The organism is Rhizobium sp. 25PS6 (genome assembly GCF_032464655.1).
Classification (GTDB): Bacteria; Pseudomonadota; Alphaproteobacteria; order Rhizobiales; family Rhizobiaceae; genus Rhizobium; species Rhizobium laguerreae.
Window position 1 is genome coordinate 38,111 of sequence record NZ_JAWDIV010000036.1, and the last position, 10,517, is coordinate 48,627.

At 61.9% G+C, this 10,517-nt stretch carries 13 protein-coding genes; 5 read left to right on the forward strand and 8 right to left on the reverse strand.

The genetic code is table 11. From position 1 onward, the window contains the following. Positions 1 to 119: 119 nt before the first annotated feature. The 3 genes from RWK44_RS33915 to RWK44_RS33925 form a co-directional block, all read right to left on the reverse strand. On the reverse strand, positions 120 to 704 hold the full coding sequence (locus RWK44_RS33915; RefSeq protein ID WP_168287671.1) for a GNAT family N-acetyltransferase: 585 nt from the start codon (positions 702 to 704) through the stop codon (positions 120 to 122). A gap of 172 nt (positions 705 to 876) precedes the next feature. Next, the gene (locus RWK44_RS33920) at positions 877 to 1,311 is read right to left on the reverse strand and encodes a hypothetical protein (protein WP_316030085.1); all 435 of its coding nucleotides are present in this window, start codon (positions 1,309 to 1,311) and stop codon (positions 877 to 879) included. A gap of 72 nt (positions 1,312 to 1,383) precedes the next feature. Further along, positions 1,384 to 2,274: a LysR family transcriptional regulator gene (locus RWK44_RS33925; RefSeq protein WP_316030086.1), complete on the reverse strand. Its 891-nt coding sequence runs from the start codon at positions 2,272 to 2,274 to the stop codon at positions 1,384 to 1,386. 104 nt (positions 2,275 to 2,378) lie between these two features. Here RWK44_RS33925 and RWK44_RS33930 point away from each other — a divergent pair, with 104 nt between their 5' ends. Both RWK44_RS33930 and RWK44_RS33935 read left to right on the forward strand, forming a co-directional pair. Continuing rightward, positions 2,379 to 3,248, forward strand: a complete 870-nt coding sequence (locus RWK44_RS33930; protein ID WP_316030087.1) for an SDR family oxidoreductase — start codon at positions 2,379 to 2,381, stop codon at positions 3,246 to 3,248. A gap of 33 nt (positions 3,249 to 3,281) precedes the next feature. Then, entirely contained in the window at positions 3,282 to 3,755 is a 474-nt protein-coding gene (locus RWK44_RS33935) for an SRPBCC family protein (protein ID WP_316030088.1), read from the forward strand. A 338-nt stretch (positions 3,756 to 4,093) separates the two neighbouring features. Here RWK44_RS33935 and RWK44_RS33940 read toward each other — a convergent pair whose 3' ends face one another. From RWK44_RS33940 to RWK44_RS33955, 4 genes are all read right to left on the reverse strand, one after another. Further along, positions 4,094 to 5,032 carry a sialate O-acetylesterase gene (locus RWK44_RS33940; RefSeq protein ID WP_316030089.1) on the reverse strand — a complete coding sequence of 313 codons (939 nt, stop codon included), beginning with the start codon at positions 5,030 to 5,032 and terminating at the stop codon, positions 4,094 to 4,096. 426 nt (positions 5,033 to 5,458) lie between these two features. Beyond that, positions 5,459 to 6,700, reverse strand: a complete 1,242-nt coding sequence (locus RWK44_RS33945; RefSeq protein ID WP_316030090.1) for a flavin-containing monooxygenase — start codon at positions 6,698 to 6,700, stop codon at positions 5,459 to 5,461. Positions 6,701 to 6,899: 199 nt separating this feature from the next. Next, positions 6,900 to 7,379 carry an SRPBCC family protein gene (locus RWK44_RS33950; RefSeq protein WP_316030091.1) on the reverse strand — a complete coding sequence of 160 codons (480 nt, stop codon included), beginning with the start codon at positions 7,377 to 7,379 and terminating at the stop codon, positions 6,900 to 6,902. Then, positions 7,363 to 7,719 carry an ArsR/SmtB family transcription factor gene (locus RWK44_RS33955; RefSeq protein ID WP_316030092.1) on the reverse strand — a complete coding sequence of 119 codons (357 nt, stop codon included), beginning with the start codon at positions 7,717 to 7,719 and terminating at the stop codon, positions 7,363 to 7,365. Before RWK44_RS33955 ends, RWK44_RS33950 begins: the two co-directional genes overlap by 17 nt. 150 nt (positions 7,720 to 7,869) lie before the next feature. On the opposite strand from RWK44_RS33955, the gene RWK44_RS33960 reads away from it, so the two are divergent. The 3 genes from RWK44_RS33960 (at position 7,870) to RWK44_RS33970 (ending at position 9,423) form a co-directional block, all read left to right on the forward strand. Further along, a complete protein-coding gene (locus tag RWK44_RS33960) occupies positions 7,870 to 8,511 on the forward strand; it encodes a dihydrofolate reductase family protein (RefSeq protein ID WP_316030093.1) in 642 nt (213 codons plus the stop codon). Positions 8,512 to 8,585: 74 nt separating this feature from the next. Beyond that, positions 8,586 to 8,948, forward strand: coding sequence for an ArsR/SmtB family transcription factor (locus RWK44_RS33965; RefSeq protein ID WP_316030094.1), 363 nt, complete (start codon positions 8,586 to 8,588; stop codon positions 8,946 to 8,948). Continuing rightward, positions 8,929 to 9,423, forward strand: a complete 495-nt coding sequence (locus RWK44_RS33970) for an SRPBCC family protein (protein ID WP_316030095.1) — start codon at positions 8,929 to 8,931, stop codon at positions 9,421 to 9,423. Before RWK44_RS33965 ends, RWK44_RS33970 begins: the two co-directional genes overlap by 20 nt. 24 nt (positions 9,424 to 9,447) lie before the next feature. Here RWK44_RS33970 and RWK44_RS33975 read toward each other — a convergent pair whose 3' ends face one another. Continuing rightward, a complete protein-coding gene (locus tag RWK44_RS33975) occupies positions 9,448 to 10,182 on the reverse strand; it encodes a phosphotransferase enzyme family protein (RefSeq protein ID WP_131666386.1) in 735 nt (244 codons plus the stop codon). Between the last annotated feature and the right edge of the window lie 335 nt (positions 10,183 to 10,517).

Consider the following 10,517-nt stretch of genomic DNA (forward strand, 5'->3'; position numbering starts at 1 on the left):
CTAAAAGCGGACATCACCCATAACTCGACGATATCCGCCGGCAACATTGTCGCCAGTTCGTTTCGCGGCTGGGCTGCGCGCTGGACTTCGGGACGCCCAACTCTCGATCGAACTGGAGCTCAACGCGGCCGCCGCAGCATCGGGACGAGCGTCGGCGACGAACCGACCTGGATCGCGCCGAGCGGTTCGAAGCCGTAGCGTCGGTAGAACGGAATGTTGCGCGGGTTGGAGGATTCCAAATAGGCTGGCGCGTGGTCGTGATCGCACCGTGCGAGCGCGTACGCCATCAAGACGTCGCCGTGACCTTTGCCTTGATGCGCCGGGTCGACGCCGATCAGGGGCAGGTACCAATGTGGTTCGGTTGGGTGGTACGTGGCCATCTGCTCGAATATGGCCGTGGTTTCGGGGGCAACAGCGGGCGCAACTGTGCTCTCGAGCACCGCACCGAGCTCTTCCTCGTCGGATTGCACTCCGGGCGGTAACCACAGCGCCGTCCCGGCGTAGCCGTCGGTGCAAAAGGCGCTTCCGTTAGAGAATGCGCTGCTCCCGAACGCCCGGATCATTCGCGGCATGGCCGCAAGGTACTGGTGTGCATGCGGCCAGGTCCATCGCGCCATAGGATCCGCTGCAAACGCCAGCATGACCGTTTCGATCGCCAGATCTTCCTCGGCCGCGGCCATGACTCTCACTGTTGGCGATTTCATACTGCACTCCTGAGGTAGGTGGTCCGATGTAGTGACCGCGCCGGTTCTCAGCTAAGCCATCTTAACCGCTATGGCGTGGGAGCGAAACCGACTGCTACTGGCTCAGTGGCTCCCGTTTGAACCTATTCACCGAGCCGCAATGCATGCCGCTAACAGTTTCTGTTATCGCGACCTACTGCTGAAGCTCGGCATCATGCGCGGCTTTCAATGCGTCGCATCCCCCAAGCTCTTTCGTCGTGGCCGACGCCCACTCCTGCACCTGCGGTTCGGAGATCGTCAGTCCGGCTTCTCCATTCTGAGCGAGAAGCTTCAGGCTCGCTCCCTCCATCTTGGCAATCGCCGCCTCGAGATCGGAATAGATCTCGGTTCTAGGACCACAGCCTTGTTTCTCGACATATTGTAAAAATCGCGGGCGCATCGGCTTCGGCTCCGCCCCGCAATATCTCTCCGCAAGCACATGCATGATCAGCGCGTACTCGATTCCCATGAAACGCGACTCGATCGGTTCGTTAGGTTTGACACTGGTTCTGCAAAAATTTGGAGGTTGTGCATTGGCGGCAGCGAGCGGCGCGGACGCTAATACTGCGCCAAGTAGATAACGAAACACACCGCTCTCCTTCGGATGTCGATCTCGTCGATTATGGACCAGACTCTCTACGCCTCAAAGCGGCTTCGGTGATCACCGGCCGATATAGGCGGCCAGCTCGTCAGCTGTGCCATTGGGGAAGGCCTGCTTCAGAAAGTCGAGGAACGCCGAGACGCGCGCGCTGAGCAGTCGCCTGGAGGGGTAGAGCGTCCAGAGTGCGATTTCGGGGCCGTCGATATCTCCCCAATTGACCAGAGTGCCGTCCGCCAGGTCGTGGCTCACCAGCGAAATGGGTAGACGGCCTGCGCCGACGCCGGCGCGCACCGCATCGCGGATGGTGATGAGCGTTGACAAGGTGAGGACCGGCTCGATCCTGATCGTCGACCGGCCGCCCGATGTCTTCACCTGCCATGTTTGCGCTTCGCTTGCGCCACGCGCAACGCCGGGCGCGGCGCGTCCGCCGGTCGGGCGGGGAAGATCGGGGCTTGCCACCACCACCAGCCGGTCGCGCAGAAACGCCCGTCCGACCAGGCTTTCGTCGGGATCTGGATTGACCCGGATGACCAGATCATAGCCTTCCTCGATCATATCGACGGCCCGGTCCTCACTTGTTACCTCGAGCCTCACCTCCGGATATCGGAGGGCAAACCCGGCGGCGATCCTGCCCATGGCGGTCTGGGAAAAATGCAACGGGGCGCTGATCCGCAATCTGCCCTTGGGTTTTTGACCGCCTGAGGCAATCGCCGCAGCCGTCTCGTCCAGTTCGGCAAGCAGCGCCCCGGTCCGCTCGAACAGCGCCCGTCCTTCTTCGGTGAGCTTCAGGTTACGCGCACCCCGTTCAAACAGCCGCAGAGCGAGATCGCTTTCCAATTCGGCGACACGGCGCGACAATGTCGCCTTCGGCCGGCCGGTCGCCCGTGCCGCTTTGCCGAAGCCACCGTGGCGGGCGACGAGATTGAAATCGGCAAGCGCAAGAAGATCCATGTCCGTTCCATCAGCGAGACGGTCTGTCTAAAATCGCCGTCTATCGGACTGCCAGTGAACCACACATATTCGAGGTGTCAAGCAACCCAACACGGAGAAAGACCATGACCATCCTCGTCACCGGCGCCACAGGCAATGTTGGCCGCCAAATCGTCGAACACCTCGTCAAGCGCGGCGCCGATGTCCGCGCTCTTGTCCGCGACCCGTCGAAAGCGGATTTCCCGGCTGGTGTCAGCGTCGTGCAGGGCGACTTCCTCGATGTCGACTCATTGCGCAACGCCATGTCGGGTGTGTCGACGCTGTTCCTGCTCAGCGCCGTGGTGCCGGACGAATTCACTCAGGCTTTGATTGCGCTGAACGTCGCCCGATCGGCCGGCATCGAGCGGATCGTCTATCTCTCGGTGATCCACGCCGACCTCTATGTGAACGTGCCGCATTTCGCCGGCAAGTTCGGCGTCGAGCGGATGATCGAGCAGATGGGTTTCAAGGCGACGATCCTGCGTCCGGCCTACTTCATCCAGAACGATCTGATGGTCAAAGACGTCATCACCGGCTACGGCGCCTACCCGATGCCGATCGGCGCCAAGGGCCTCGCCATGATCGACATCCGTGATATCGCCGAGATCGCCGCCCTGGAGCTGCTGCGCCGCGAACAGTCCGCGGAGCCGCTGCCGCTCGACCGCATCAACCTCGTCGGTCCGGAGACTCTGACCGGAGCCGATATTGCCGCCATCTGGTCGGACGTGCTCGCCCGCCCGATCGCCTATGGCGGCGACAATACCGAGGGCTTCGAGCAGAATCTCAAGCAGTTCATGCCTGCCTGGATGGCCTACGACATGCGGCTGATGGGCGAGCGCTTCCTGACCGACGGAATGCTGCCCGAGGCCGGCGACCTCGAGCGTCTGATAAAGCTGCTCGGCCGCCCGCTGCGCTCTTATCGCGCCTTCGCCTCGGAAACCGTTGCCTCCGCCTGAAGCAGCAATAGCGATCTCGAAAGGACGATCACCATGATCTATTCGACCGCCACGGTTCCGGTGAACCCGGACGGCGAAACCCCGTTGACGCGCGCTGAGGCCTGGCAAGGTCTCGAACGCAAGGCACGCGACGCCCGGCTCTTTCTTCCCGCCGGTCTCTGCACCCGCTGCGATGTCGTCGAGGAAAGCCCGACCCATTTCGTGCGCGAGGCGACGATTGCCGGGCACGATCTGCGCGAGATCATCACCCTGGAACCGCAAAGCAAGGTCACCTTCTTTCAGGCCACAGGCCCACGCGAGGGAGCGATCGTCAACGAGCTTTTCGAGGATCAGGACGGTCAGTTGCAGCTGCGCTTCTACTGCTATCTCGGCCTGCGCGGCAAACAGCCGAACGGCCCGGAAGAGCAGGCCGAACAGGCTCAATTCGACGACGAAACCGGCTACAAGGCCGCCCTGCTGTCGACGCTGAAGCGAACCCGCGAACTGCTGGCAGAGGGAAAGCTCTGAATATCGCCGCAACACAGCAACACGGCTGCGACCTTTCTCCAGCCTCTCGCCACCCCCCTCGTCCTTCGAGGCTCCGGCCTTTGGCCTGCGCACCTCAGGATGAGGGCTGGTCGGTGTGCCCTGCCGCTTCGCTTCCCGTTGAACCAGGGCGCGACCTCTCTCCAGCCTCATCCTGAGGTGCCCCGGAAGGGGCCTCGAAGGACGGGGCTGGCCATGGGCCGAGCCGCTTGTCGGCCAAAGCGGACAAGCGCCTTGCCGGTGCAGCGCTCACCGGGCGGGAGTTAATCTTGCTGGCATCCATATGGCTCGCGAAGGCGCGAAAATCGGTTCAGGCCAGACTATCGCGAGCTTTCCAGGTGGCCATCGGAGCGCAGAAGGTTCAGCCAGGCCTGCGACACTTTCTCCCCGCCTGTGGCCCCGAAATGGCAATCGTCGTAGCGGTCGTCTCCATCGAGTAACGCGTCGGAATTGACGCCCTCTCGGATACCGTGGCCGCTTTTTGACAGGGCCAGTTGCGCCCGCACGACCGCATTGTCCGGAATATGCTCCTTGAAGCCGCCGTTGCTCGGTTCGAGGCATTTCGATGCGGTCGAAATGTAAACAGGTGCTTCGACGCCGTGCTGACGCAATGTGTCGACCATCGACATGAAACGTTCCTGGTAGGCCTCCGCAGGGGTGCCGATAACGAGGTCCGCCTCTCCTTGCACCCAGAGGACGTTGGTTATCCGGTAACCGGAATCCTGAAGCTTTTTCACTGTATCGACCAGCACGGGATTGAAGTCACCACCTGCCGCCCATCGTGCGACCTCAGATCCGGAATAGGCGAGAGGTGCGAGGATGACGTTGTCATTTTGTCCTGATGCGATCAAATTGTTCGCAAGCAGCGTCCAAAACTCTCCCCTGGTATTGGTCGATCCAAGAAGTGGCGACGCCGCGATGAAGCAGCGTTTGTCAAAGGCGTTTACAACGCGAGCGCCATAATTCGACCTGTGCCGTTGTCCGCCGTAGTTGGCCGCGTTCGATTGGCCAAGAATGAGCAGGACAGCAGTTCGGTCGGTCTGAGCCGGGCAGGTCACAAGCGTTTTCGATTCATCCCCGATGAGCCGTTCCTTGTCGTCGAACGTATAACGGCTTGGAGCCGCCACCTTCTCTCCGCCAACCATTTTTTTCAGCGCGGAAAGTTGTGGCCAAGGAAAGATCTGATGTCTCGCGCTCATGCCGCCGAGAAAGTAGATGGCGATCAAGGCGGCCAGGCCGACTGCCAGTGTTTTGCGCATGTCGTTACCTTTCAAACATCATCCGATCACATGGAGCCTATCGGACCGATCAAGGCTGCTCCAGCCAGGAAGGCTCCTTTAAACCAGCCACATCTGCTTTCTTCGGGCATGATCTTTGAAAGGACAGTTCGTCGCGAAGATCGAGCCCCCATCGACGACCATTTCGCGCGGAGTCGCCGGAAACCTGCTCTAAACTACAGATCGGACCAGTGATTACAATCATCCGGATGGGTTAGATCGTACCTGCTATGGGCGGGTCCAGATAAACAGCGAGCCGCCGATCGTACGCGCCGGGGCAGGTCTCCAGCAGACCCGCGAACTGCTGGCAGAGGGAAGGCTTCGCCGCAACAAAAATAACAGAGCGGCTGCCGCGGCCTGAACGGCAGGCTCAAGGGCCGGGACGATGGACGGTCCCGGCGAGCGTCATCAGGCATCCAAACGACGTCGGATATCGTCGGCCAACAGGGCTGCCTCCTCCTCGATTGCCAATATTGTGCCCGACCGTCGCGAGATCGCGAAAGGCAGGCCGGCAAAATAGACGCCAGGAACGCTCGCGAACCCGTTCTCGTGCAATGGCTGGCCTCGTGCATCGAGCACATCGGGAACACGCACCCACCCGAAATCCCCTCTGAACCCAGTGCACCAGATCACCGTTGTGATCCCCCGCGCGGCGAGATCAATTGATCGGATTGGTGGATTCGGCAGAAGCGCACCAATAACCTCCGCCGGGTCCGCCTCAGCCATCGGGGCATCGATCCCGTTGCGGGCGATGTACTCATCGATCAGGCTGCGAACCATAGCGGAGCCCTCGTCTGCGTGGCGAACATGCTCTCCTGCATCGTCGCTGAACGAGAGGCAGCCGCCGCCATCGACGCCCGTGAGCCGGCCCAGCAGGACAACGCCTTGCGCGCTGAGGGACTGCAGACTGATCGTATGGAGCGCTCCTTGGAGCGGTCTTCCAGGGATCGGCCCCTGTTCCAGAATTTCCCGGCGCGTTATATCCATCCGTCCGCTCAGAACCAGCCACACACTGATGTGACGACCTCGGTACATTCGGGGCAGCCGGCCGACCCGGCCCGTTGCAAGAAACACGGTTCGCCCTGCCTGGATCAGGTCCTCGGCGATTTGGCCGCCAGATTGGGCGCTGCCGACCACCAACACGGCTCCACTGTCGAGAGCAGATGCGTTGCGGTACGCCGATGCATCGATCTGTTGGACTTCGGGCGGCAACAAGGCAGAGAAAGGCGGGCGCACCGGGCAATTCTGGTTGCTGCTCGCGATCACCACATTCCTCGCCCAAAGGGGGCCGCGCGGAAGGGCCACCCGATACAGGCCATCGCTCGCGACAAGATCGGTCACCGGCGTACCGGTTTCCACCGGGAGGCCATGCCGGCCGGCATAGTCCTCCAGCAGCGCGACAAACTCACCGCTTGTCATTGCACCGTCGGGATCGGGGCCGACATAGCTATCCCCGGGCATGATGGTTTGGCTGTTGGGTGTGTTTATCCGAAAGGAGTCCCAGCGCTGGGCCCGCCAAGTCTCGCCGATGCGACCTCGCTCCAACACTCTATGACGCAGGCCGCGTTGCGTCAGCGCATGACTGACGCCCAGCCCCGCCCAACCGGCGCCGACGACGACGGCATCAAGAATATCCGTTCCGTCCGTCATTGCGTTCCCCTCTGATTGTCACCCTATTGTACTTTGTGAAATCAGTAAATGGCCGCTTTCTAGTGCAGAGTTGCTTCCCGGCATAACAAAATTGAGGATGACAGTACTTGGCGAGGGGTTGACCGAGATGTCGCCTCTCGTGCTTGCTCCCTGTGGCCGCGCCTCCGTCCCCTCCCGGACGGCACCGCGCGGCCAAGGCTCAGCGGTCCAGCCAGGCGGCGAGGCCATCCAGCGTCTGCAGCCCGTATTCCACCGCGCCGAAGCCGATGACCACCTGACGGCGCTTGGCGCTGGGGTGGAGCTGGCGCATGGTCAGCACCGTCTTGCCGTCGGCCTGCTCGTCGAAGGTCACCGTGGCGCGGAAACGGTCGGGGTCGTCAGGATCGGGTGTGCCATAGTCCATCACGATCCGCTCGTTCGGCAGGATCTCCAGAAAGCGCATGAGGTTCGGGAAGCGTTGCTCCCGGCCCTCGAACACGCCCACCATGTCGAACCGCCAGACCCCGCCCTCGCGGATATCGGCTTCGTGGGTCTCGATGCTGAGGCCGGCCGGGCCGTACCATTCGCCAAGCGCCTTGGGATCCATCCAGGCGGCAAAGACCTTGTCGCGCGGGTGGTTGAGCAGCTTCACCAGCACGATTTCGCGGTCGAGCGACCATGTCTCAAACAGGCTTGCCATGTCCTTGATCATCCTCTTCGGTTTTGTCCAGGTAGACTTCCAGGCGATCCAACCGCTCGGTCCAGCGCCGGCGCTCCGATACCATCCAGTCCGCCGCCTCGTCGAAACGCGCCTGCACCAGCCGGCACCAGCGGCTGCGCCCGCGCTTCTCGCTGGCGATCAGCCCGCAATCCTCAAGCACCTTGAGATGCTGGGCGAAGGAGGGCAGCGCCATGTCGAAAGGCTCGGCAAGCGCGCTGACCGGCAACTCGCCCTCGACCAGACGCGACACCACGGCACGGCGGGTCGGGTCACTGAGAGCGTGAAAGGCGAGGTCGAGGGGGGTCGAGTGGTAAGGCATATTAATCCGTAAAATGGTCGGTGGCGGCGGTCAAGGATAAAAAGGTACTTGCCTTAGTGTCCGGCTCCAAATATGAAGGCAGTTGCCTTAGTATTCAGCCCTGAATGGTAGGGCGGCTGTGGTGCAAATAACCCGCAAGGAGGATTCCCAGTGGTAGTTCGTGTCGATCTCATGATCTCGCTCGATGGTTTCGCGACAACGACGGACCAGACGCCCGAAAGCCCGTTCGGCGAGGACTGGCCGCGTCTCGTCGGCGCGTATGCGGCAACGCGAACGTTCCGTGAGCGCATGCTCAAGGATACGACGGGAGCAGGGACCACAGGTCTCGACGACGACTATGCGAAGGAATATTTCGAGAATGTGGGCGCCGAGATCATGGGCGCCGGCATGTTCGGTCTCCACAACTTTCCCGACGATCCGAACTGGCGTGGCTGGTGGGGCGACGAGCCGCCGTTCGGCTGTCCGGTCTTCGTCCTCACCCGCAAGTCGCGGCCCTCCGTGGAGATGGTCGGTGGCACGACTTTCCACTTTCTCAATACCAGCCCTGATGATGCGCTCCAGCAGGCCGTGAGGGCCGCAAACGGCAAGGATGTGAGGATAGGCGGTGGTCCTACCGTCGTTCGCGACTATCTCAAAGCTGGCCTTGTCGACCGCCTTCATATTGCTATCACGCCGATTTTGCTCGGGCGAGGCATCCGCCTGTGGGACGATCTGCGCGGCCTGGAAGCTGGCTACACCGTCAAGGCGGAAACGTCACCGAGCGGCACCATCCACCTCACTTTCCAACGCTAGCCGCTAGCCGCTAGCCTCCGGCCGATCTCGGCCCCATTGCATGACGTTGACCCATATGCTAGATACTGAACTATATGGTTCAGTTTTCGACAGCCCGCCTTGATGCCTCCTTTGCCGCGCTCTCGGACGCCACGCGACGCGGTGTTCTGGAGCAGCTCGGCAGTGCCGATGCTTCGATCACGCAGCTTGCAGAGACGTTCCACATGACCCTCACGGGCATGAAGAAGCACATCGGCGTCCTGGAGCAGGCGGGGCTGGTGACGACGGAGAAGGTCGGCCGTGTGCGGACCTGCAGGCTGGGCTCACGCGGGCTCGAGGAAGAGGTGAACTGGATCGAAGCGCGCCGCCAGATCTGGAGCGCACGCTTCGACGCGCTTGATGGCGTCATCGAGGCCCTGAAACGGAAGGAGAAAGTCGATGGGGGACAGAGCGAGTAACGGCCGCACGGTGGTCGAACGGAGATCCGAGCTTGAACTCGTGGTGACGCGCACCTTCAACGGCCCGGTTCACCTCGTATTCGACGCGTGGACCAAGCCCGAATTGTTCAAGCTGTGGTGGGCGCCGAAGTCGATGGGCGTGCCCCTGCTTTCCTGCGAGATGGATGTTCGCACCGGGGGCAGCTATCGCATCACGTTCGGACACGACGCCGCCGACGCCATGGCGTTCTTCGGCAAGTATCTCGACGTGTCGCCGCCATCGCGCCTCGTCTGGACCAATGACGAAGGCGGGGAGGAGGGCGCCGTCACCACCGTGGCCTTCGAGGAAGAGGACGGCAGGACGCTGCTGGTCCTGCGGGAACTCTATCCCTCGAAGGAAGCGCTCGACCAGTCGTTCGTCGGCATGGAAGACGCCCTGCCCGAGCAGTTCGAGCAGTTGGATGAACTTCTCATCACGCTCAGCGCGAGCGTGTGACAGCTCGCCTTCAACTCAAACTGCTCAGACCGCTCGAACCTCGGCAAGCCGCCTGACGGCGTATTCGTCCTGCCAGCAGACGGCGGCTTCCCATGCGGCTGAGGCCTGCGCGGCGATGTCATACGCGCCGTCGTCGAGGCCGGCAGCGTTGTCTGGCAGCACCAGGTCAAGGTCGGGGACGTCGACATGTGCCTCATCCCAGTCGATCAACGCGACCCGATCTGCGGTGATGCGGACGTTGCCGGGGCTGTTGGGGTTGCCGTGGACGACGCATGTCTGACGCCCGGTGAGCCGCGCCCACGCTGCTCGACATCGAATAACAGCCTCAGGCGGCATCGCAGTAAGGTTGATCCTCGTTCCGGTCTCAGTATGCAGGAGGTCGCTCGACGATCGCCAGCCTGGGCGCTGCGGCCAGCCCTGCGTCAACCGATGCAGCTCGCGCAGCGTGTCGGCGACGCGACGCCAGTCGGACCCGGTCTCGGGCGGTCCGCCCTCCATGTATTTCATCACCACCAGACCGTCCACGAACAGCCGGCCGTCAATCGTCGGGATCGGTACCGGAACGGTCATGCCCTCGCGGTCGAGGTATTGGAGCAGCTCGGCTTCCCATGTAAGATCAGCGTCGCTCCTGGAACCGAGACGAGCGACCGCGAGCTGCCCGTGGACGCGAACGCTCCACACGTCGTTGGCAACGCCACCCGTGAGCCGTTCGATGCGAACCGCGCCTTCACCCCATTGCACGAGTGCTTCCCATCCCATTGGCGATACCCTTGGAGGCCATGATGAAACGACGAAAGAAATAGAGAAAGTTTACGACGCCGCAAAGACCGCCGCGGCGCGAAGCTGCCGTTGGTGCAACTGCTCGACAACCGCAACCTAACCTGAAGCTGCCGCCGACTTGCGCGAACCGGCAGGCGCCCACTTCTCCTCCCTCATTCCTGTGCTTGTCACAGGAATCTAGCCACGGCGCGCCCGCGCCGTGAATGACTCTACTGCAAAGAAGAAACTCCCGCGCCCAAGGACTTGGGCGCACTGGATTCCTGTGACAAGCACAGGAATTGTCTCTCAAATTTATGTTTTACTGTTTGGGAAGC

Coding starts and splice junctions, on each gene's coding strand:
- RWK44_RS33915 (WP_168287671.1), bottom strand. CDS start 704: ATGAAATCGCCAACAGTGAGAGTCATGGCCGCGGCCGAGGAAGATCTG.
- RWK44_RS33925 (WP_316030086.1), bottom strand. CDS start 2,274: ATGGATCTTCTTGCGCTTGCCGATTTCAATCTCGTCGCCCGCCACGGT.
- RWK44_RS33930 (WP_316030087.1), top strand. CDS start 2,379: ATGACCATCCTCGTCACCGGCGCCACAGGCAATGTTGGCCGCCAAATC.
- RWK44_RS33935 (WP_316030088.1), top strand. CDS start 3,282: ATGATCTATTCGACCGCCACGGTTCCGGTGAACCCGGACGGCGAAACC.
- RWK44_RS33940 (WP_316030089.1), bottom strand. CDS start 5,032: ATGCGCAAAACACTGGCAGTCGGCCTGGCCGCCTTGATCGCCATCTAC.
- RWK44_RS33945 (WP_316030090.1), bottom strand. CDS start 6,700: ATGACGGACGGAACGGATATTCTTGATGCCGTCGTCGTCGGCGCCGGT.
- RWK44_RS33950 (WP_316030091.1), bottom strand. CDS start 7,379: ATGGCAAGCCTGTTTGAGACATGGTCGCTCGACCGCGAAATCGTGCTG.
- RWK44_RS33955 (WP_316030092.1), bottom strand. CDS start 7,719: ATGCCTTACCACTCGACCCCCCTCGACCTCGCCTTTCACGCTCTCAGT.
- RWK44_RS33965 (WP_316030094.1), top strand. CDS start 8,586: ATGGTTCAGTTTTCGACAGCCCGCCTTGATGCCTCCTTTGCCGCGCTC.
- RWK44_RS33970 (WP_316030095.1), top strand. CDS start 8,929: ATGGGGGACAGAGCGAGTAACGGCCGCACGGTGGTCGAACGGAGATCC.
- RWK44_RS33975 (WP_131666386.1), bottom strand. CDS start 10,182: ATGGGATGGGAAGCACTCGTGCAATGGGGTGAAGGCGCGGTTCGCATC.